Annotated in this window: 18 protein-coding genes and 2 pseudogenes; 8 read left to right on the top strand and 12 right to left on the bottom strand. The window is 71.5% G+C overall.

The window, feature by feature from the left end:
- Nucleotides 1-70: 70 nt before the first annotated feature.
- From ACFZB3_RS08995 to ACFZB3_RS08985, 3 genes are all read right to left on the bottom strand, one after another.
- Nucleotides 71-1,462 carry an extracellular solute-binding protein gene (locus ACFZB3_RS08995; RefSeq protein WP_391371940.1) on the bottom strand — a complete coding sequence of 464 codons (1,392 nt, stop codon included), beginning with the start codon at nt 1,460-1,462 and terminating at the stop codon, nt 71-73.
- Between the two features lie 359 nt (nt 1,463-1,821).
- A complete protein-coding gene (locus tag ACFZB3_RS08990; RefSeq protein WP_391371937.1) occupies nt 1,822-2,961 on the bottom strand; it encodes a substrate-binding domain-containing protein in 1,140 nt (379 codons plus the stop codon).
- Nucleotides 2,962-3,566: 605 nt separating this feature from the next.
- On the bottom strand, nt 3,567-3,863 hold the full coding sequence (locus ACFZB3_RS08985) for a hypothetical protein (RefSeq protein WP_391372095.1): 297 nt from the start codon (nt 3,861-3,863) through the stop codon (nt 3,567-3,569).
- A 398-nt stretch (nt 3,864-4,261) separates the two neighbouring features.
- On the opposite strand from ACFZB3_RS08985, the gene ACFZB3_RS08980 reads away from it, so the two are divergent.
- Both ACFZB3_RS08980 and ACFZB3_RS08975 read left to right on the top strand, forming a co-directional pair.
- Complete coding sequence (locus ACFZB3_RS08980) at nt 4,262-4,414, top strand: Asp23/Gls24 family envelope stress response protein (RefSeq protein ID WP_391371934.1); 153 nt, start codon at nt 4,262-4,264, stop codon at nt 4,412-4,414.
- A 555-nt stretch (nt 4,415-4,969) separates the two neighbouring features.
- Entirely contained in the window at nt 4,970-5,872 is a 903-nt protein-coding gene (locus ACFZB3_RS08975; RefSeq protein WP_391371931.1) for a YhjD/YihY/BrkB family envelope integrity protein, read from the top strand.
- A 14-nt stretch (nt 5,873-5,886) separates the two neighbouring features.
- On the opposite strand, the gene ACFZB3_RS08970 is transcribed toward ACFZB3_RS08975, so the two are convergent.
- On the bottom strand, nt 5,887-6,384 hold the full coding sequence (locus ACFZB3_RS08970; protein ID WP_391371928.1) for a DUF1295 domain-containing protein: 498 nt from the start codon (nt 6,382-6,384) through the stop codon (nt 5,887-5,889).
- Nucleotides 6,385-6,449: 65 nt separating this feature from the next.
- A pseudogene (locus ACFZB3_RS08965) lies at nt 6,450-7,224 on the bottom strand (FAD-dependent oxidoreductase); the annotation flags it as partial.
- 115 nt (nt 7,225-7,339) lie between these two features.
- Here ACFZB3_RS08965 and ACFZB3_RS08960 point away from each other — a divergent pair.
- Nucleotides 7,340-8,404, top strand: a complete 1,065-nt coding sequence (locus ACFZB3_RS08960) for a cobalamin-independent methionine synthase II family protein (protein WP_391371925.1) — start codon at nt 7,340-7,342, stop codon at nt 8,402-8,404.
- 371 nt (nt 8,405-8,775) lie between these two features.
- Here the strand turns inward: ACFZB3_RS08960 and ACFZB3_RS08955 are convergent, their stop codons facing one another.
- Nucleotides 8,776-8,952, bottom strand: a complete 177-nt coding sequence (locus ACFZB3_RS08955) for an alpha/beta fold hydrolase (protein WP_391371922.1) — start codon at nt 8,950-8,952, stop codon at nt 8,776-8,778.
- Between the two features lie 90 nt (nt 8,953-9,042).
- Nucleotides 9,043-9,426, bottom strand: coding sequence for an alpha/beta fold hydrolase (locus ACFZB3_RS08950; RefSeq protein WP_391372092.1), 384 nt, complete (start codon nt 9,424-9,426; stop codon nt 9,043-9,045).
- A 27-nt stretch (nt 9,427-9,453) separates the two neighbouring features.
- Here ACFZB3_RS08950 and ACFZB3_RS08945 point away from each other — a divergent pair, with 27 nt between their 5' ends.
- Nucleotides 9,454-10,062 (top strand): TetR family transcriptional regulator, encoded by a 609-nt coding sequence (locus tag ACFZB3_RS08945; RefSeq protein WP_391371920.1) that lies wholly within the window; start codon nt 9,454-9,456, stop codon nt 10,060-10,062.
- A 249-nt stretch (nt 10,063-10,311) separates the two neighbouring features.
- A complete protein-coding gene (locus ACFZB3_RS08940; RefSeq protein ID WP_391371917.1) occupies nt 10,312-13,092 on the top strand; it encodes an AAA family ATPase in 2,781 nt (926 codons plus the stop codon).
- 54 nt (nt 13,093-13,146) lie between these two features.
- On the opposite strand, the gene ACFZB3_RS08935 is transcribed toward ACFZB3_RS08940, so the two are convergent.
- The 5 genes and pseudogenes from ACFZB3_RS08935 to ACFZB3_RS08915 all read right to left on the bottom strand — a co-directional run bounded on the left by ACFZB3_RS08935 (nt 13,147) and on the right by ACFZB3_RS08915 (nt 18,432).
- A complete protein-coding gene (locus ACFZB3_RS08935; RefSeq protein WP_391371914.1) occupies nt 13,147-13,866 on the bottom strand; it encodes a hypothetical protein in 720 nt (239 codons plus the stop codon).
- A gap of 79 nt (nt 13,867-13,945) precedes the next feature.
- Nucleotides 13,946-14,932: an SDR family NAD(P)-dependent oxidoreductase gene (locus ACFZB3_RS08930; protein ID WP_391371911.1), complete on the bottom strand. Its 987-nt coding sequence runs from the start codon at nt 14,930-14,932 to the stop codon at nt 13,946-13,948.
- Between the two features lie 238 nt (nt 14,933-15,170).
- Nucleotides 15,171-16,058, bottom strand: a pseudogene (locus tag ACFZB3_RS08925) (LLM class F420-dependent oxidoreductase); the annotation flags it as partial.
- Nucleotides 16,059-16,207: 149 nt separating this feature from the next.
- Complete coding sequence (locus tag ACFZB3_RS08920) at nt 16,208-17,086, bottom strand: aldo/keto reductase (RefSeq protein ID WP_391371909.1); 879 nt, start codon at nt 17,084-17,086, stop codon at nt 16,208-16,210.
- A gap of 92 nt (nt 17,087-17,178) precedes the next feature.
- On the bottom strand, nt 17,179-18,432 hold the full coding sequence (locus tag ACFZB3_RS08915; protein ID WP_391371906.1) for an MFS transporter: 1,254 nt from the start codon (nt 18,430-18,432) through the stop codon (nt 17,179-17,181).
- 93 nt (nt 18,433-18,525) lie between these two features.
- Between ACFZB3_RS08915 and ACFZB3_RS08910 the strand changes: the two genes are divergently transcribed.
- The 3 genes from ACFZB3_RS08910 to ACFZB3_RS08900 all read left to right on the top strand — a co-directional run bounded on the left by ACFZB3_RS08910 (nt 18,526) and on the right by ACFZB3_RS08900 (nt 21,391).
- A complete protein-coding gene (locus tag ACFZB3_RS08910) occupies nt 18,526-19,062 on the top strand; it encodes a TetR family transcriptional regulator (protein WP_391371903.1) in 537 nt (178 codons plus the stop codon).
- Between the two features lie 241 nt (nt 19,063-19,303).
- Entirely contained in the window at nt 19,304-20,413 is a 1,110-nt protein-coding gene (locus ACFZB3_RS08905; protein WP_391371900.1) for an alkene reductase, read from the top strand.
- 537 nt (nt 20,414-20,950) lie between these two features.
- A complete protein-coding gene (locus tag ACFZB3_RS08900) occupies nt 20,951-21,391 on the top strand; it encodes an alpha/beta fold hydrolase (protein WP_391371897.1) in 441 nt (146 codons plus the stop codon).
- The last annotated feature ends 41 nt before the right edge of the window (nt 21,392-21,432 follow it).

The raw sequence follows: 21,432 nt of genomic DNA, 5'->3' as shown, positions 1-21,432 counted from the left end.
GGGAGGGCCGGCCGCGGGTCCCGGGGCCCGGGCGGCGAGCACCGGGGCCGGGCCCGGGACCCGCCGGCGGTCACGCGGACTTGACGGTGAAGCCCTGGCCCTTGGCGTAGGTGGTGAGCCGCTGCTGCCAGGCGTCGAGGGCGGCCCCGCTGTCGGTCTTGCCGGCGAGGGACTTTCCGACGGTCTCGGTCCAGTCGGTGGCGGCCTGGTCGAGGAAGGGGGGCCACTGGAAGTCGTCGCTGACCGTGTCGCCGATGCCGGCGAAGACCTGGTTCACCTTCTGGCCGCCGTAGAAGGACGGCGTGGCGCCGGCGAAGGACGGGTCGGCGAGCAGGGCCTTGGTCGCCGGGAAGAACGACTGCTCGGTCGCGAACATCTTCGCGCTCGCGGGGTCGCTGTTGAGGAACTGGGCGAACTGCGCTGCGGCGACGGGGTTCTTGGTCGAGCGGATGACCGCGCTGGTCGATCCGCCCCAGTTCCCGGACGCGGGGCTCGACGTGTCCCACTGCGGCAGCGGGGCGGCCCGCCACCTGCCCGCCGTGGCCTTGGCGGAGCCGGAGAGGAACGCCGGACCCCAGGCGGCGGTGATCCAGGTGGCGTACCTGCCCTTGTTGAGGCCGGCGTACCAGGCGTCGGTGAAGTCCGGGTCGGTGCTGATGACGCCCTCCTTCGCGAGGCCGCCCCAGTAGGTGCCGAGCTTCTTGGAGAGCGCGTCGTTCACGTCGATGGTGATGTCGCTCTTGCCGGAGAGGGCGTAGGGGTGGGCGCCCGCCTGCCAGAGCAGGCCGTGCCAGGCCGCGGCCTCGTTCGCCGCGAGGTTGGTCAGGTAGACACTCGGGTCGGCCTTGTGCAGCTTGCGTGCGGCGGCGGCGAACTCGTCCCAGGTCGTCGGCGGCTTGATGCCGTGCTTGTGGAAGATGTCCTGCCGGTACAGCATGCCCAGCGGGCCGGTGTCCTGCGGGATCGCCCAGATCTCACCGTTGGGGCCGCCGCCCTGTGCCCAGGTCCAGTCCACGAACGCGCTCTTCAGGCCGGTGGCGCCGTAGGGGCTCAGGTCCAGCAGGCTGTCCGTGATGGTGAACGTGGGGATCGCCTGGTACTCCACCTGAGCCAGGTCCGGGGCGCCCTTGCCGGCCTTGATCGCCGTACGCAGCTTGGTGTAATGGGCCACGCCCTGACCGGCGTTGACGACCTTGACCTTGATGGCCGGGTACTTCTTCTCGAAGAGGGCGACCTCCTTGTCGATGTTCGGGACCCAGGTCCAGAAGGTGAGTTCGGTCGGCGTCTTCATCGCCTTGTCGATGTCGGCCTGGGACAGCGGCCTGGCGGTGCTGCCGCCGCTGCCCCCGCTGCCGCTGCCACCGCTGCAGGCGGACAGCGCGACGCCGAAGGTGGCCGCCCCCACGGCGGCGAGGAATCCGCGACGGCTCGGGGAGGAGGGCGTGACGAAGGATCTGGGCATGGTGGACTCCCGCCGGTTGGGCGAAGGTGAGGGCATGCCTGCGGCGGCATGCCGGGCAAGGGAACGCGGGGAGGTGACGACCGGGACTTCGAGGTCGGTGCGGGGAAGGCCACGTCGTCATCAACTGCTCCCGGCTCGCGGTGCGGATGGCGGACCACGAGGGGGAGGGCGGTCGGAGCAGGCGCCGGTACGGCGGCCCGCTCGGCGAGAAGGAGAACGTACGGTGCCCGAGTCCCTGCGGGCTGCTGAGCCGGCATGGCAGGGAGGGGCGAACCGGGCAGCGGCCTGTGCGGCGGCTGCGCAGGTGTGACAGGTGCGGCCCGGAATCCCTGCTCTGGGCCTACTGAGGCTGAAGTCGATCAGGAACGGTCGGATGGACCTCCACTCGGGGGCGTGGCCTTCGCGGCACGACGGGGGCGGGTGGCGGAGCGCCGTGCCCCGCCCGAATCGGTCCGGGCCGGAGCGGGTGCGGTCGAGGCGCGAAGGACAAGCTCGACGGGCGGGTCGCTGGCCGGGGGCAGGTCGGCGCCGGGCTTCTCGATGGCCTGGACGAGAAGTCTCAGCCCCTCCTGGGCCACGGCGTCGAACGGCTGACGCACGGTGGTCAGCGGAGGGGTCACGAACGCGGCCACCGGAATGTCGTCGAATCCGACGACGCTGACGTCGTCCGGCACGGTGCGGCCGGCCTCCGCCAGTGCGCGCATGAGGCCGATGGCCATGTCGTCGTTGGCGGCGAACACCGCGGTCACCTCGGGATCCGCGGCGAGTACCCGGCCCGCCGCGTAGCCCGATGCCGCGGACCAGTCGCCCTCGACGAGCGACGGCTCGTCGCGGCCTCGTGCGTCCAGTGCCTCACGCCATCCCCGCAGGCGGTCGCGGGCGGCATACCAGCGCTGCGGACCCGCGAGGTGGTGGACGGTTTGGTGTCCGAGGTCGAGGAGATGCTCGGTGGCCGCCCGTGCCAGCAGTTCGGCGCCGACGCCGGCGACCACGGTGCCCGGGGCCGCCGTGGCCACGGGCGCCCCCAGGACCAGCACCGGTACGCGCACGTCGGTGGGGACCGCTCCCCCGTCCGCCTCCTCGTCGATCGGCTCGGAGATGACGATGCCGTCCACGCCCTGTTCGAGGAGCGAGTCGACGGCTCCGGCGACGCCCGCTGGATCGCCTTCCAGGGTGTTGACCACACGGAGTGCGTATCCGGTGTCCCGGGCGGCCCGCTCGATACCGATGAGTAGTGACGCGGGTCCGTACAGTGCCGTCCCGAGCGTCACCACGCCGATGGATCGGGTCCGGCCGGAGGCCAGTGCCCGGGCCGCGTGGTTCAGCCGGTAGCCGAGTTCGTCGGCCGCGTCGAGAACGCGCCTGCGCACCTCTGCCGAGACGTACGCCTCGTCGTTGAAGACCCGCGACACCGTCTTCTGCGACACGCCGGCCAGCCGGGCCACGTCCACGCTCCGCGGCGCGCCGGAAACGCCGGCCCGACCTGCTGATGGCGTCATGGTGTCTCCCGATGGCCGCGTTCCGTGCCGGTTGCCCCGACGTTCTGACTGCGCTGCCATGTCTACGCAGTCAGAAGATGTCCGTCAAGACTGCGGGAACATATTCGTCACATGAAGATCCCGGGTCCGCCTTCGGTCGGGGACGCTTCATCAACCTCGTGTACTGCGCAAACGGACTCCGTCGGTGACGGTGCTCGGCACCGGACCCTCCTTCAACGCCCCCGCGGACACCCGAGGCGAGCCCGTCTCCGCGACCCGCCTGCCGCGCACGGCCGAGGCGGACGAACGGGCCGGCACGGTCATGGGCGGGGCGGGACTGCGGTTCGGGGACATCGTCGCCGAACCGCACAGTTCCGGTTTCGCGCTGCCCAACCTCAGGTCGTTTCACGGGGTGACGATGGTGGAGTCCGGCTCCGGAGCGTCGAGACGGCTCAGTGGCTCCGTGAACGCGCTGCCCACGCCGGTGATCTCGGCCTCCGGGTCGGCCGCGGCCGGCCTGGTGGCGGTGCCGGTGGCAGCAGGAGGCGGGAAGCTCGGCGCCGGGCCTGTTTTCGCGGACCCCCTCGGGCCGCGAGGCGCACCGTCTGGCGGCCCGAGGGGCGCGCTCACACGGTGGTTGCGATCCAGCCGACCGTCTCGGCCGTGTGCGTGCCGTCCGCAGTGACCTTGCCCGCGGCATGGATCTCGTTGATGCGGATCTTGAAGCCGACGGTGGTGACGTCGGCGATGCGCAGGCCCGGAGTGTCAGGGCCGTTGAACGTCTGCACGAAGGGGATCACGATCACCGATGCCCCGTCGGGGAATGCCGCGGGGAAGGTGACCTGGGTGAACGTCGAGGTGTCCCCGCCCGTGATGGCCACGGGATTCGAGGAGCTCAGCTGGAGTTTGCCGGTCTGTAACATGCTCACGGATGCCTGCCTCTCAGCGACCAGCCGCACGCGACCCCGAACCGGCCGCGCGGCACTGGCAGTTCGGCCACCTCTTTCGGGTGACCAGAGGCGAATTTCCCGTATAAATGGCCGTTTAACAGCGGATTCACCTTTCCGGTTTCAATCTGACGAAAAGGAATCATCCGTCATCACCAGGGTGCTATAACCGCAGGTCAGCGCGGACGGAGCGCTCCGATCCCGCACAGCGCGGTTCACCGCGAAGGCCGTCAGCGGCCACCCGCCGCGTGGCCCGGGGAAGCAGGCTCGAGCAAGGGCGTGGCGATGAGCGCTCGCGCACGGGCCGCCATCGGATCTTTGGCCATCCGCAGTCCCGTCGACCTGGACCTGGTCGTCGAGTACGGGTGTCCGTCATGGGCGTCGCCAAGGGCGTCCGGAAGAACGTCGTCTCGGCGGTGGAACGTGTCACCGGCCTTGAGGTCGTCGAGGTGAACATCACGGTCAACGGCGTCCGTCTGCCCGACGACGAGGAGTCCGCGGCCCCTGCCGAGGCGCGGGTGGAGTAGCGCGTCCGGGCATGGGCAGAAGCGGATCCGAGTGGAAGGTGGACGAGTACATGAACACGCCGTTCGTCGAGATGATCGCGGGTACGGCCCTGGCGTTCGCCGGCTGGTTCGGTGGACTCGGCGCCTCCCTGCCCGTGGCCGCGCTGGGCTCGCCGGGCTGGGTGCTGGGCCGGCGGGCCGAGGACGGCCGGAGCGACAGGGCGGTGGGCCGGACGCGCCTTCGACGACCGGCAACAGGCGCACACCGCCGCCACGGCCGCCGCCCGCGCAGCCCTGGCCGTCTGTCTCCTACGCCGCGACCCGCGGTTGCGGATCGCCGTCGTCCCGGAGCCGCTCCGGCGACCGCCCGCCCCGACGGCGGACACGGTCACGCCCGAAGCCGTACCCGTAAGACGACGGCCGGAGGCGGAGCTGCGGATGTGGCTGGCACCCGGCGCGCCCCGAACGCCGTGCTGCCTGCCCTCCACGCGATGATGACGGAAACCGCCGACACGGCGGAGCCGTACACGACACACACAAGGGTCCGTCTGAGTGCCGTCTCGCATCGCAAGCCCCATGTCCGCTGAGCCGTACGCCGGCCGGGCCCGCCGCACAGCCGTGTTCCGGCCGCCCGCCGCCTGGTGGCCCGCGCTGCGCCGCACGCCGGTGTCGCTGTGGAACGACGACATCACGGACTACGCGGCGGCGCTCACGTACTACGCGATCCTGACCGTGCTCCCCGCCCTGCTGGCGACAGTGCTCGCGTTCGGCCTGATCAGCCCGGGCACGGCCGAGCAGTTCATCAGCCATGTCACCGCCTATGCCCCGGCCGAATCCGGTGCCGAGCTGCACGCCGCCCTCGCCCACGCGCTCGACACGGACGGGACGGTCTGGCCGCTGCTCGTGACCGGCACGGCCAGCGCCCTGTGGTCGGCCTCCAGTTACCTCGCCGTGTTCCGCCGCGCCCTGCACCGCATGCACCGCCTTGAGGACCAGCGTTCGACCTGGCGCAAGGCACCCCGCATCGTGCTCACCGCGCTCGTACTGCTCGGTCTCCTCCTCGTCGGCTCGCTCGCCCTGCTGCTGACCGGCCCGCTCGCGGAGGCCGTCGGCCGCTCCTTCGGGCTGGACACCACCGTCGCCTGGGCCTGGAGTCTGCTGCGCTGGCCCGTGCTGCTGTGCCTGGTCGCGCTGCTGGTCGTGGTCGTCTTCCACACCGGTCCGGCCGTCGCGCGGCGGCGCCGGCACAGCCTGCCCGGCGGCGTACTGGCCGCCACGCTGTGGCTGGCCGTCTCCGCCGGCTTCTCGACGTACGCCTCCACACTCGGCGCCTACAGCAGGCTGTACGGCTCGCTCTCGGGCATCGTCGTCTTCCTCGTCTGGCTGTGGCTGTCGAACCTGGCGCTGCTCACCGGAGCGCAGTTCGCTGCCGAACTCGCCGTTCCGGCCCGTACGGCGAGCCGACCGCGCAGGCCGTAGCGGACCCGGGCCGGTCAGCCGCGCTGTCCGGACCGGGTTCCTCGCGGCGGGCGGGGGAAGAAGCCGCTGGTGCGGGCCCGGTATCCGGCGTACCCGGGGCGGTCGGCCGTGTGCTGTTCCAGCAACCGTTTTCCACTGCGCTCGGTCAGCAGCACGGCCATCACCGCCGGCGACACCACGGCTGCCGCCGGGGAGTCGCAGGCGAGCACGAACGGGCCCCACCACAGGCAGAAGTCCCCGAAGCAGTTGGGGTGCTGGGTCCCGGCCCACAGCCCCCGGTCCATGGTCCTTGCCCGGTTGGCGGGGTCGGCCCGGAAGCGGGCCAACTGGGCGCCGCCCACCGCCTCGAAGCCGATCCCGACCGCCCACAGCGCGGTACCGGCCCAGGCGAAGGCGCAGGGCCAGCCCGGTACGTACTGTGCGGCCTGCATGGGCAGGAAACCGATGCCCCACACCACGTCCACGATCCCGTGGACGCCCGCGCGTACCGCGACAGCGAAGGTGACGAGCATGAGCGCGAGGGCCGCGGCGGCGGCCCGGGCGAGGTTGAGGGCGAATGCGCTCTACGGGAACCCGCTCACGGCCGGTCCAGCCCCTGGTGGCAGGCGGGCGTGGCCACCGACAGGCCGCTGTCGCCCCCGGTGCCGGGCCGTGCGCCCAGGATCTGGTCCACGCCGATCCGGCCCTCCTCGAACGCCGGCGCCCCGCCCACCAGGGTGACCACGAACGACTCGGTGGCGTCGAGGCGCTGCAGCCGGTTCTTGTCGTAGCTGACCCGCACCTGGCCGGAGTCGGCCCCGCACGACGGCGTCAGGTAGTTCCAGGAGGCGGGAGCGCCCGGGGCGCGGGGCAGCAGCAAGGGTGGTGTTGCTGAAGTAGCGGAACGCGCCCAGCCGCTCCGGCTCCCGCTCGGTCGGATCGACGAGCAGGCGCAGCGCCTGGTCCGGGTGGCCGGCGACGACCACGGCGTCGTACGGCTCGGTGGTGCCGTCCCCGGCGGTGACGTCCACGCCGTCGGCGTGGCGCCGCACGGACCGTACGGGCGTGCCGGTACGGACAGCACCGATCTGCCTGGCGATCCGGTCGACGTAGGTGCGCGAACCGCCGCTGACCGTACGCCACACCGGTGAGCCGCCCACCGACGGCATCCCGTGCTGCTCCAGGAAGCGGAACAGGTAGGCGGCCGGGTAGCGTTGGGCCGTGACGGTGTCACAGGACCACACGGCCGACACCAACGGCGTCGCGAAGTGGCTCCGGAGGTAAGCGGAGAAGCCCTCCCGGTCCAGGAACTCCCCCAGTGTCGTTGCCTGTTCGCCCTCACGTGGCAGCAGGCGGCGGGCTGCGCGGTGGAATGTGTCGAGGGTGCCGGGCCCACAAGTCAACTCTGTGAACCCGGCCGCCCCGATGTGGTGAACCCTCCGCCCGGCTTCCCGGTCCGGTCGGTGATCGCTTCCTAGGGTCCGCCCCATGAGCATCCCCACCGAACCCATCGGCAGCCTCCCCCGCCCGCACGCACTCCTCTCGGGGTACGCCGAGCACGCGGCGGGTCGCATCACCACGGCCGACCTGGCGAAACTCCAGGAGCAGGCCGTCGCGGACACGTTGTCCCGGCTGGAGCAGCTCGGCTGCCCGGTCCTGGTGGACGGCGACCAGAGCAAGTCAAGCGCCCATGGCTACCCGCTCACCGGCCTGACCGGCCTCGCCCCGGACGGCGCCGTCATCCCCTACGCCGACGGCCACACCCGCCGGCTGCCCCGGCTGACCTTGGGCCCCTTCCGCTACCAGGTCCGCGCCGACACCTATCTCCGCACTGCGCGGGCCCAAGCCGGCCTACCCGTCAAGCAGACGGTCGTCGCCCCGTCCGCGCTCAGCCTGCTCTACCCGGCCGAGGGCATCGACGGCTACCCCCGCAAGGCGTTCCTCGACGACCTCGCCGACCAGGCGGAGTCCGAGATCCGGGGATGTCTGGAGGCGGGCGCGCACCTGGTACAACTCGACTTCAGCGAAGCCCGGCTGGCGCTGAAACTGGATCCCTCGGGTGGCCTTCTGGACGACCTGATCGGCCTGAACAACCTGGTGCTGAGCCGTTTCGGCGAGGCGGAGCGGGAGCGGCTCGGTGTGCACACCTGCCCCGGCGCGGACCAGGACTCCACCCACAGCCTCGACGTCGACTACGCCGAACTCCTCCCCAGGTTCTTCCAGCTCAACGCCGGTGCCTTCTACTTGCAGCTGGCGAGTGAGCCGGACCCCGACCGCATCCTGGCGGTGATCGCCGACCACCTGCCCTCCCATGCCCGGGTGTTCATCGGCGTCATCGACCCGATCGACCCCGCCGTCGAGAGCCCTGAGCAGGTCCGCGACCGCGTCCTGACAGCCGCCCGTCACCTCCCCGCCGACCGGCTGGGCACCTGTGACGACGCCGGCTTCGCCCCGTTCGCGGACGACACCTCCACCTCCCGCGAGACCGCCTTCGCCAAGATCGGAGCCCGGGTGCAGGGCACGGCCCTGGCCGCCGAGGAACTCGGCATGTGACACGGCCCAAGGCCCCGGCCGGCCACCGCCCGGCCGGGGCAGCGCGGCACACGCCGCAGGCCGGCGGGATGAAACCCGGAGGACACCCGCGGACACCCGCATCCCGGAACGTTCGCTCCCCGTGGCCGCCTTCCTCTGAAGGCGCCGACTGCCTCGCCGGTCGCAGGCCGTCCCCCCGCCTTGTCGCGCATCTCGCCCTGCCGTCCTCAACCGGGACGCCCGGCGCCCGGGGCGGGCCCTCAGATCCACCCGCGCCGTGCCGCCTGCGCTCCGCCTCGAACCAGCTGCTCGCGGCGAGCCGTTCGGCGAGCAGCACGAGGGTGGGTGGCATGCGGCAGTTGGTGCGGTGGATGACGTTGTCGTCAGGTTGTTCACGCGTGGTCGAGGAACTCCGTGACGTCGCCGGCGAACTCCTCGTGGTGCTGGAAGGGGAAGCCGTGCGCCGCGTCCGGGTCGATCTTGATTCGGGCGTCGGGGATGAGTCCGGCGAGCAGGTGGGCGTAGCGCGGGAGGGTCATCGGGTCGCTGTCGCCGTTGGCGACGAACACCGGTGCCTGGATGGCCGTGACCCGCTCCAGGAGCGAGACGTTGGGGATGCCCCGGGCGGTGACGGCGTCGTACTGCGCCTTGCGGGTCTGTCAGGTGGTGGGTGCGTCGAACTCGGTCCGGGAGAACATCCGCCCGAAGGCCTTCTCGCCGGACGAGCGGCTCTCCGGCGACCGGGTGTAGAAGACGTCGAGCACCTTGGCCGGATCGACCTCCGGCTCGCCGACCGAGTCGATGACCCACTGCGCCCAGCCGTGCATGCCGGGCGCGCCCCGGGGCGCTGCCGAGACGAGCACGAGACGCCGTACCAAGGCGGGCCGGACCAGTGCGATCTCCTGGGCCACGAAGGAGCCCGGGGAGAAGCCGAGGATGTCGGTCCGTGCCAGGTCCAGGGCGTCGAGGAAGGCGATGGCGTCCCGCGCCAGCTGCGCGACCGTGCCGGGCGTGCCGCCGGTGGATCCTCCGACGCCGGTAATGTAAAGCGGTCGCTATACTTGGCGCTCATGGAGACTGAGACAACGACCACCGGGGCCGCCAGCGGCGGTGGACGCGGCGCGCGGGAGCGCATTCTGCGGGCGGCGGGAGAGCTCTTCTACGCGCGCGGCATCCACGCCACCGGCGTGGCGGCGCTGATCGAGGCCGCGCATGTGTCGCCGCGGACGTTCTACGTGCACTTTCCGACCAAGAACGCGCTGGTCGAGGAGTACCTGCGTCGGTTCGAGACGGAAACGCCGCTGCTCGCCGAGACGGAGCTGGAGCGCGGCGATCTGGCACCGGTCCAGCGGCTGCTGGCGATCTTCGCTCCGATCGACGGGGGGCCGGCTTCGGTCATCCGCGGCTGCCCCTTCCACAACGCCGTCGTCGAGGGTGCCGGGGAACTGCCCGAGATCGCCCACCTCGCGCAGCAGCACAAGCAGGCCTTCCGGGACCGCCTGGTGGCCACCGCCGCCGAGGCGGGAGCCGGCGACCCCGAGTCCCTGGGCCGGCAACTGGCCGTGCTCTACGAAGGCGCCAACGCGCTCGCGGCCTCCACTGACGACGCGGGGGCCTTCACGGACGCCCGGCAGGCCGCCGAGACGCTGCTGGACATGGCGCTGAAAGGCACATCGTGACCAGGGCGCGCGTCGCCGCGTCGGGGCACCTCGCGCCGGAACGGACCGGCACCGGGCCCACCACCGGCCGGGGCCGGCTCGGGTCGGGTAAGCGGGCCGACGGACCGCCACGGAACGTCAACTCCCGGTGTGGGACGACAGATGAGTAGGCTCGCCTTGAGTCTTGCCTTGTGTGACATGCCCGTCGGCTTCCGCGCCGCCCGTAGCCTCGTCCGTCGAGGGATCTTCCTGACCCGAGGAGTGGTGTGAGTGCGGCACGGGCCCTTGCGTGGTCGTAGCGAACCAATGGCGCGCGCCCTGTCCGTGGTACGCAGCGCGCAGAGGCACGGATCCGGCGGGGTGATCCTGGTCGGCGGGCCGGCCGGTATCGGCAAGTCGGCGCTGCTCGCGGAGGTGTGCCGGCAGGCCGGGAGGATCGGCGTGCGGCCCGTCGTCGGCCAGTGCGACCCGATCGAACAGGTCAGCCCGGGCGCGCCCGTCATCGCCGCGCTGCGGGCCGGCCGCGAGCCGCTGGTGGCCATGGGGCAGTACCGGCAGATTCTGCAGGCAACGCACGAGCCGCTGCTGCTGGCCGAGCACATCGCCGCCGAACTGGAGGCCGCCGCGGCGGACGGGCCGGTCCTCTTCGCGGTCGACGACCTGCAGTGGGCCGACCGGGTCAGTCGCTTCCTGATCCGGATGCTGGTTCCGCGCCTGCTCGGACTGCCCGTGGTCTGGCTGTTGGCCGGTCGGGAGAACGTCGCGGACCTGCTCGGTCCGGACCACGGCCCCGGCCACGGCCACGGCCATGTCGAGGACATCACCCTCGTCCCCCTGAGCGCCACCGACCTGGCGGCTGTTGCCCGGGACCGGCTCGGTCACGTCCCCGACGAGCGCACCCGCCGGTTCCTGGAGGCGTCCGCCGGGAACCCGCTGCTGGCCCTCGAACTCCTGGACGGGCTGGCCCGCGCGGCGGCGCGCGGTGACCGCGACACGGCGCCGGCGCAGTTCAGCGCGGCCATCGCGCAGCGGATGAGGGATCTGCCGGAGGCCGCACGTGACCTGGTCGCCCTGGTCGCGGTCGCCGGCCGGGACCTGCCGGTGCCCGAGGCGCTGCGGCTGCTGCCCGGCGCGCGCGGGCCGGAGTCCGGCGGCGCGCTGGCCCAGGCCTTCGACTCCGGCCTGATCGAACTGCACGAGGAGGCACTGACGCCACGCCACGACCTGGTGCGCGAGGCGCTCTGCGCCGACCTGCCGGCCCCGACAGTGCGGGCCCTGCACCGTCGCTTCGCCCAGCTGCACCTGGACGAAGGGCACGCGCTGACCGCCGCGCCGCACGCCCGCGCCGCAGCCACCGCCGGTGACGTCCCCAGTGCGCTGATCCTGATCACCGCGGCCGAGCAGCTGGTGCTGCCCAGCCCGGAGGACGCCGGCGATCTGGCCGCACTCGCCTTCCGCACCGTGCGCCCGGACCAGACCGAATGGCTGGACGTCGGCCGCCGGTGCCTGGCCGTGCTGTGCCGCACGCAGCGGGCCGGAGACGCCCTTGCCGTGGCGGACCAGATCCTGGCCCGGGTCGAGGACGGCGACCTGGTCGGTGCGGTCGAGGGCGAGGCCGCCTGGGCACTGTGGCTCAGCGGTCAGCTCGGCCAGTTGCTGTCCCGCGTCGAGCCGCTGCTCAGCGCCGGCCGGCTGGACCGGGCGGTCGCGGCCCGGCTGACGTCGGCGCGGGCTCTGGCCAACACCCGGCTGCTCGGCGGCCACGACGCCGCGGCCGGGGCCGCCCGCGCCCTTGATCTCGCCCGGACCTGCGGAGATCCTGACGCGCTCGCCCTGGCCCTGCACGCCTGTGGCGAGGCCGCCCGCAACGAAGGCCGGCATCGCGACGCCCTCCACGCCTTCCGGGAGCTGCGCCTGCTCGCCGGGCCGCACCAGCTGGCCGAGGAGATCACCACCCTGCAGTTCCTCGATCGCTACCAGCACGCGCAGATCCTGCTCGACGAGGTGTGGGCGGAACACGGCGATACGACCGGCGCGATCCTGCCCGCTCTGCACTGTGCCCGGCTGTGGCAGGACTTCAACCTCGGCCGCTCGGGCGAGGCCGTCGCGGACGCGCGCACGCTGCTGGAGCTGGGTCGGCAGCTGAACAACCACGTCTATGCGCTGGACGCGGTGATCGTGCAGGCCTCCGTGGCGCTGCTGCGCGGCCAGACACAGGACGCCGTGGCCCTGGTGGACTCCGCCGAGCAGCTCATCGACGCCGACGCGGATGTGCGTCGCCCGGGCCTGACCGTGCTCGCGGGATGGGTCGCGGCCGGCCAGGGCGACCTGAGCCTGGCTCTGGACCTGCTGCGGCCGGTTGCCGAGGGTGCGAGCAGTTCCTGCAACTACTGGCCGCTGTGGCCGTGCTGGATGGGTTTGTTCTTCGAGATCGGCATCGCCGGGCACGACGACGCCTTCACCGACGTGGTCGTCCGGGTGGCCGAGCTGGCCGCGGAGCGCAATCCCGGGGTGGCCAGCTTCGAGGGCGTGGCGCTGAGCTTGCGCGGACGCAGCAAGGGCGACCTGCCGATGATCGCGCGCAGCGCCGAGATCCTCGCGCGCAGCCCCCGCCCCATCCTGTCCGGCTTCGGCGCCGAGAGCTACGGCCGGGCTCTGCTGGCGGACGGGCAGAAGGCCGCGGCCCTGCAGCAACTCGACCGGGCCTGGGACGACTACCACCGTATGGACGCCCGCGTCTACCAGGCGGAAGTCGAGCGCACCATGCGCCAGGCGGGCGCCCGCCGCGCGAAGTGGGCGGTGGCCCGTACCCGCCCGGACAGCGGCTGCGTCTCCCTGACGGAGGCCGAACGGCGCGTGGCACTGCTGATCGCCGACGGGCACTCCAACCGGTCAGCCGCCTCCGAACTCGGGGTGTCCGTCAACACCATCGGCACCCACCTGCGCTCCGTGTTCGCCAAGCTCGACGTCCAGTCCCGGGTCCAGCTGGCCAACACCTTGCGCGGTGCGGAACCGGCGCCGACGAGCGACCGGTCCGGCCCAGCGGGGTGAGGCGGCCGGGTGACCGCCCCCCTCTGCCACCCCGCGGGATGCACCGGCCCGTCGTCAGGTGACGGAGATGTCGGTGAGATCGATGGTGATGAGGACCGGTTCGGACGCGGCGCGACCGTCTTCCTGGACGGGTACGACGAACCTGTGGGTCGGGAAGACCAGGCCGGACGCGCGCACATGGTGTTCGGAGAAGTGCGCGGCCGGTGTGCCGCCGAGTACGTCGGGCGCGTAGTCATGGCGGCGCAGCAGGCCGGCGGTGTCGTAGTAGAAGACCTGTTCAGTGGAGTGCGTGGCCAGCGTCTCGGGGAATGTGACGTGCAGCCGTCGCCAGTCCTCGTCGGCCTCGCGCCAGGGTTCCAGCTCCTCCACCACGACACCGGGACGGGTCAGCAGATAGGGGGCCGTAAGGTAGTTCCACAGGGCGTAGCCCGCGAAGTACAGCGCGTGGAGCCGGTCCCACGGGGTGTCCGGTCCCTGGCCGGCGAAGGCGGCGCGCGGGGCGTTCCGCTCGGCGACGACCTCGCCGTCCGGCCGTTCGACCGCCACCCGGTCCGGCGTGAACAGCCCCCGCAGTCCGGGGCCGGTGAAGTCGCCGAACACCAGACGCTGCTGCTGTACGTCGACGGTCGCGTCGGTCGTGGCCAGGATCCCCTCCTGACCCCGAAGGCTCCACAGGTGCCCGCCGATGGAGCCTTCGGCGTGGACGGTCCGTGCGTCCTGCCATCGCCGGAGGCCGCCGTGGGCGTCGAGAACAAGATCGAGCAGGGCAGTCATGAGAGCCTTCCTGCCCGGGACATGTGGCTCCGGGCCGGGACGGGATCAGAGACAGGGATGCGCTGTCCGACGGCGGTGGTCACGCGCGGACTGCGGTGAGCGACAGTTCCCACAGGCGTTCGGCGGCGTCGGGGTCGAGGGCGTACGGGGCCACGCCTCCGGAGGAGGATCCCACGGCCTGGAGGGTCAGTTTCTCCGCCTCGTTGTTGTCCTCGAAGTAGCGGCCGCCGACGCCTTCCAGCTGGGGTGAGGTCGCGACCAGCACGCTCGTCGCGGCGCCCTGGGGGATGGTCTTGAACCGGAACGGGGCGCCCTGGATCGAGCCGAGTTCTCCGGCCGCCTCGGCGGTCCGCAGCTGTGCGAATTGTTCCGGGTCCATGTAGCGCGACAGGTTCGTCCCCAGGATCACGCCGGGGTGGACGGCGTTGGCGGTGATCCCGTCGGCCGCCCAGCGCTTGGTCGCCTCGACGGCGAAGAGGACGTTGGCGGTCTTGGACTGCCCGTAGGCGAGCCACGGGTCGTAGGCGCGGTTTTCGAAGTTGATGTCGTCGAACTCCACGGGCGAGGCGTGGTGGCCGCGGGAGCTCAGCGACACGATGCGCGCGTTGCCTGCGGCCGCGAGTGCGTCGTGGAGGCCGAGCGCGAGCGCGAAGTGGCCCAGGTGGTTGGAGGCGAACTGCATTTCCCAGCCCGCCGGGGTGCGCTCCAGGGTGGGCAGTGCCATCACGCCGGCGTTGTTGACCAGGATGTGCAGCGGCCCGGACCAGGCGCTCGTGAAGGCGGCGATCGACGCCTGGTCGGCGAGGTCCAGGCGGCCGACGTCGACGGCGTCGTTCCCCGTGGCCTTGCGGATGTCGGTCGCGGCCTGCTCGCCGGCTTCCGTGTTGCGGACGGCGAGGGTGACGGAGGCGCCGGCGCCGGCGAGGGCACGGGCGGTCTCGGCGCCGAGACCCGAGGCGCCGCCGGTGACGACCGCGCGCCTGCCGGTGAGGTCGATGCCCTCGATGACCTCGGCGGCCGTGGATTCTTCTCCGAAGGGGGTGTGGATGCGCTGGGTGGTGGTCATGAACTCAAGTCCTAGTCGTTGATCGGTTGCATTTCCCTCACCTGAACAGGTGACGGAGAAGCCGGTCCGGCGTTCGCGCCGCGCACGGCGTCGGTCACGAGGCAGGAGGGGTGGTCTCGCCGATGCCGGGGAACGGGTCGTAGGGCACCGTTGCCATCCGGCCTTCGGGACGTTGTCGCGGGTGCGGCTGTGCAGTCTTCGCGGTCTTCTCGGCGTTCTCGGCAGTCTCGGTGATCCCGGTGAGGTCGGCGAGGTCGGCGAGGTGGCGCCATCGGGTGAGCGGCGGGGTCTCGTCCTCCTCGCCGGTGACGAGTTGCAGGGCCAGGTGGTCGGCGCCGGCGGTGTGGAACTCGGCCAGGCGATCGCGGATCGCATCGTCGGTTCCCCAGGCCACCAGGGTGTCGAGCAGACGGTCGCTGCCGCCACCGGTGAAGTCTTCGTGGGTGAAGCCGAGGCGTTCGAAGTTCGAGGTGTAGTTGGGCAGCCGGAGGTACAGGTCGAGGTGGTCGCGGGCGATGGCACGCGCCCGGACGGGCTCGCTCTCCAGGACCACGGTGACCACGGGAGCCAGGAGCGGTCCGTCGCCCAGGATCTCCCTGGCCTGCTTGACGTATTCGGGAGTGACCAGGGCGGGGTGGGCGCCGGCGCTCCGGTCGCGGGCGAGACGCAGCATCCTCGGTCCGAGTGCCGCCAGGATCCGGCGGTCGGCCGGGACGGGGGCGGAGGCGTGGTCGAGGGCGTCGAGGTAGCCGACCATTGTCGAGTAGGGCCGCCGGTAGTTCCGGGCCAGCAGCGCGTGGCTTGCGCCCAGGCCCAGAAGGAACCGGCCGGGGTGGGCTGCCTCCAGCTCGGCTCGCTGCCGGGCCACGGTGTCGGGGTCCTCGTTCCAGATGTTGAGGATGCCGGTGGCCAGGGCGATGCGTTCGGTGGCTCCGGCGAGCGCGGCGGCGTGGTGCACGCTGCTGTTGCCGCCGAGCCAGATCGCGCCGAAGCCGAGCTCTTCCAGCTCGGTTGCCGCGTGGAGCCGTTGCTCCTGAAGTGCCGGGTTCTCGGAGCGCAGTTCGTGGCTGAAGATTCCGAAGCGGCCAGGGGACTGCTGTGGTGTGGTGCGAGGTGCGGAGTGCATCGTGTGTTCCTCACCGGGATAGACGTGCTGTGTGTGCTGCGGGTGTGTGCGTGTGGGTCTTCCCTGGTCCGGCGGGGTGTCAGGCACGCGCTCGACGCGGTCGGCCGACGTGCGATCGCCTCGTCTGTCGATCACGACGTGTGTGTCGATCACGCCGTGTGTGCGGCTCGGCCCAGTGCCTGGTATTCGGCGTCGCCGAGGGTGATCGTGGCGGCCTGGGTGTTCTCCTCGACGTGGGACACGCGGGAGGTGCCGGGGATGGGCAGCATGACGGGGGAACGGCGCAGCAGCCAGGCCAGGGCGAGCTGGGAGGGGCTCGCGCCGTATGTTCTCGCCGACGTGTCCAGCGGGCCCCCGTCGCGCGCCAGCTGCCCGGTGGCCATGGGGTACCACGGGATGAAGCCCAGGTTCTCCCGTTCGGCGTAGTCCAATACGTCCTCTGCGCCGCGGTTGGCGAGGTTGTACAGGTTCTGCACGGAGACGATGTCCGCGATCGTGCGGGCTTCCTGGATCTGGGGGACCGTCACCTCGGACAGTCCGATGTGGCGGATCTTGCCTTCCTGCTGGAGCAGCCTCAGCTCGCCGACCTGGTCGGCCAGCGGCACCTTGGGGTCGATGCGGTGTAGCTGGTAGAGGTCGATGCGCTCCACGCCCAGGTGGCGCAGGCTCAGTTCGGTCTGCTGGCGCAGGTATTCGGGGCGGCCCAGGGCGCGCCAGTCGTTCGGGCCCGAGCGGGACAGTCCGCCCTTGGTGGCGATCACCAGATCCGCCGGGTAGGGATGCAGCGCCTTGTGGATGAGCTGCTCGCTGACGAACGGGCCGTAGGAGTCCGCGGTGTCGATGAGGTTCACGCCCAGTTCGACGGCTCGGCGCAGTACGCGCACGGCTTCCTCGGGATCCTTCGGCGGCCCCCAGACGCCTGGTCCGGTCAGCTGCATCGCTCCGTACCCGAGCCGGTTGACGGGCAGGTCACCGCCGATTCGGAAGACTCCGGAGGCGTCGGCGGGGCGTCGGCTTTCCTGTGTCATGGCGTGTCTCTCGCTTTCGGGTTGTCGTCCGGGGAGGTGGGGGTGGGAGATGGAGGTCGTACCGTCGCCGGGGCTCGCCGGCGGGCGGCGCGTCATCCGCGACGGGTGTGCGTGCGGTACTGCGCCAGCAGCCCGAGCGCGGCGGCCGCGATGATGACGACGCCGTAGCCGAGGACGGTGTGCAGCAGTCCGAGCGGGGCGATCAGGAGGCCCGCGATGATCGCCGGCACTCCGAAGCTCAGGTAGGCGACCAGGTAGACGGCCGCGAAGAGGCCGGCCCTCTGGTGGGGCTGGGCGAGGGGCGTGATGGTGCGCAGGGCCCCGGAGAAGGAGGCGCCGACACCCACACCGCCGATCAGGCCCCCCAGCCACAGCAGCGGGAGTGTCGCGGTGGCCACTCCGGTCATGTTCACCGCGGTGCCCAGCAGCACGCCCGCACCGCCGACGAAGATCGTGCGGCGCGGTGTGAGACGGCCGAGGGCGAGGCCGGCCACGGCGGCGGCCGCGGGCTGGACGAAGACGGTGGCGCCGCTCAGCAGACCGCTGTGCAGGCCCAGCAGGTCGCGGAGGATGGTGGGTACGAGGCCCATGAACAGTCCGGCCAGCATCCACGCGGCCAGGTGGACGGGGACGCTCGCCACGAACTCACGCCGTGCGGCCTCGGGGATGGAGACCCGCGGTATCAGGGAGCGCAGCGCCCCGGGCCGGGGAGCGACCGTCTCGGCCGAGAGCGCGGCGAAACCCGTACCGACGGCCATGATGACGGCGAGGGCCGTGAACACGAGGGCACTCGCGTGGGTGCTGAACTGGACCGCTGCGCCGGTCAGCAGGGCGCCCAGGCCCAGCCCGCCGGCCGGGGCGATGCTGGTGATGATCGTCCCCAGTTTCCTGCGGTGCTCCGGGGCGTGTTCCACGACCGAGGCCGAGAAGGCGCTGGTGGCCGCACCGGTGGCGATGCCCTGGATGGTGCGGGCCGCGATCACCCAGCCGATGTCGGAGGCGAAGGCGAACATGAGCATCGCCCCGGCCTCCACCGCGAGGGACCCGATCAGGACGGGCCGGCGCCCGACATAGTCGGACAGGGAACCGGCGACCAGGAGGGCCGCCAGCAGGCCCAGCGCGTACGACGCGAAGGCGACCGTCAGCACCCAGGCCGGGAAGTGCCACTCCTGCTCGAAGACGACCAGCAGCGGTGTCGGCGCGCCCGCGGCCACGTAGAGCGCCGCGAACACGGCACCCGATCCGGCGAACGCGGTGGAAGGAGCGAGCGGATTCCGGGCCCGGACGGGCTCGGTGACCACTGGGACCGGGCTGCGGTCGCGGGTCGATTCGATGACGCGGAACACCTCGAAGCCCCCTAAGGCCAGGATCTGTGCGTTACGAGGAGCGTAGACCCGGAGGCGGGTTATTGCAAAGCCTTGTGCGTTACTGTGGGGTACATGACTGCAGAATCCGCCCCGCGGCGCCGTACCGGCGGCCGCAGCGCCGCCGTGCTCGCGTCCATCCGGAAGGCCGTCGAGGAACTGATCGCCGAACGGGGCAGCGACGCCATCACCATCCCGATGGTCGCGGAGCGCGCCGGGGTGAATCACTCCAGCATCTACCGGCGATGGGGAGACGCCCGGACCATGATCAACGACCTGGCGACCTACCGGCTGGACCCCGACCGGGACCTTCCCGACACCGGTGACGCGCGGTCCGATCTGGCCGCGTGGGCGCGGGAGTTGATCAGTCACTACAGCGTCCCGGTGAACGCCGCGATCCTCCGGGGCGGGGCCGCCGCGGCCGGCGAGAGCGAGTCGGACTGTCTGCGCGACAGGCGCGCGGAGGCCGCCGCCTTCGCCGCCCGGTCCGGCGGGGCGTTCAGCGGCGACGACGTCCTCGACCGGGTGGTGGCCCCGATCATCTACCGCGTGATCTTCCTGCCCTGGACCCTGTCCGAGATCGACACGAACGCCTACGTGGACGAACTCTGAGCCCCTCACGCCCCCACCCCCCTCCCCCTCCCCCACCTGCCGTCCTGATGACTCCCCCGCTCCGACCATCCCGCTTGATGCGCAGATTTTTGCATTAAGCGGGATCCTTGTTAGGCTCACACTAAGGCGCAGATCTGTGCATTAATTGGTCTGCGTGTGAGGGCGGCCGCTGCCGCCGTCGGAATGCGACCCGGCACCCTTCCCGGGCCTGCCGGGCTTCGCCCTTCATCAGGAGACTCACATGTCGAGTTCGACGCAGCCCCTGCTCCAGCCGTACCGGATGCGGGACCTCCCGCTGGCGAACCGCATGGTCATGGCCCCGTTGACGCGCTCCCGCGCACGCAGCCACGACCTGCTGCCCGGCGATCTTCACGCCCGGTACTACGCCCAGCGCGCATCGGCCGGCCTGATCATCTCCGAGGGCGTGTGGGTCAGCCGCGACGCGATCGGCTGGCACGACGTCCCGGGGCTGTTCACCGACGAGCAGGTCGCCCACTGGAAGCAGGTGACCGACGCGGTCCACCGTGCGGGAGGCGTCATCTTCGCCCAGCTCTGGCACACCGGTTCCGCCTCCCACCCCGACTTCTTCGGCGGCCGTCCCCCGCTGGCGCCCTCGGCCGTGAACCCCGGACTGCTGGCACCGACATCGACGGGCCGCAAGCCCACGGTGGAGCCCCTGGCGATGTCGGAGCACGACATCCGCCAGACGGTCGCCGACTTCGCGACGGCCGCCCGGAACGCCGTGCGCGCCGGCTTCGACGGTGTGCAGCTCCAGGCCGGCTTCAGCTATCTGATCAGCCAGTTCCTGAACCCCCGCACCAATGTGCGCACGGACCGGTACGGCGGATCGATCCAGAACCGCGCCCGCTTCCTCTTCGACGTCATCGAAGCCGTCGGCGACCACATCGACCTGCGTCGCGTCGGCGTGAAGGCCGGTCCGGCCTGGGCCGAGACAGGGGAGTTCGTTGCCGGAGGCGAGGCTCTGGCCGACAGCGAGTACGTCCTCGGACGCCTCAACGACTACGACCTCTCGCACCTGCTGCTCATGGGGATGATGAGCGACCCCGCCGGCGGACCGCTGGAGGATCTGGCGGGCGACGAGATGTTCCGGCACTTCCGCAAGGTCTACCAGGGCACCGTCATCGCGAACGTCGGATTCGACCAGCAACGGGGAAACGCGCTTCTCGCCGACGACCTGGCGGATCTCGTCGCCTACGGGCAGGCGTTCATCGCCAACCCGGACCTGCCCGCCCGGTTCGCCCGCCACGCGCCCCTCAACGAACCGAAGCCGGAACTCTTCTACGGCCCGGACGCCACCGGCTACACCGACTACCCGCACCTCGGGAGCTGAGGCCGGAGACGGCCGCGTCGGGGGTGGCAGCGCTCGACGACCGCCAGAACACCGCCCCGAGCTTGGCGGAGTGAGATTCCCAGCGCGCCCAAGTCGACGTCTACAGCGATCCGTTCGGCAACGTCGCGGAAGTCGTCTCGGCGCCGACCGACTACGACATCGCCGTGGCGATGCGCGAGCGGACAACGTTTCCGGATTCGGCACTGGCACGACCGCCCCAACTCGGCACGCTCGTCAGCACAGGCCCCGGCAACGCGGCGATCGTGATGCCCATGCCGCCCGCCCCGCACGCGCACACGCACGTCGCGTCAGCACGCTGCGGTGGCCGGCTCCCCTCACCTATATGGGTGAGGGACGAGTACCCGACCGCTGATCCATCCTGCTTCCGGACCGAACGAGGCGTGCTCCCGGCGCACTTCGGGTGACGGAGAAGGACACCTGCGCCGCAACGGGCAGCGCACGTAACCCGATTGACTGCCGCCACCGCCTCCCGTCCCGCCACCCATCGCGCAGATCGGACGGACACCGGAGGACGGCGTGAAGTATCCGGAGGCCCGGACCCCGACGGTCGAAGGACCGAACGGAATCAGCCACGCATTCCGGCGTCCGAGACCAGGGATCCGGCGGCCGTTAATTCCGCTGCAGCACTTCCGGGTCAACCCGGACAGCCGGGATCCCGATCTGATCATCGGCAGTTTCATCACCCAGGAGACCGCGCTCGTCCGGCCGCCGCCGGCGGGGAAGCGGGACCTCTTCGACGCGATCCGGCAGCCCGCCCTCATCCCGGACGGCGACGACGACCGGATGACCCTGCCCCGCCACTCGCACCTCGCGGCCAGTCCGATCCCCGACGCGTTCGTGGAGCGGTACCCGGACTCCGCTCATGGGCTCCTCTTCCAGCACGCAAAACAGTGCGGGGCGGACGTGCACGACTTCCTGGATGCGCCCGCCATCGGCGCGGCCACCACCAAGGTATAGCGATCGCTTTACATGCATCGCCGGGCGGCGTAACTTCCAAG

The sequence above is a fragment of the Streptomyces sp. NPDC008092 genome (genome assembly GCF_042957285.1).
In the GTDB taxonomy this organism is placed as follows: Bacteria; Actinomycetota; Actinomycetes; order Streptomycetales; family Streptomycetaceae; genus Streptomyces.
Note: the sequence above shows the minus strand (reverse complement) of the source record. Positions and strands in the feature narration are given on the sequence as shown.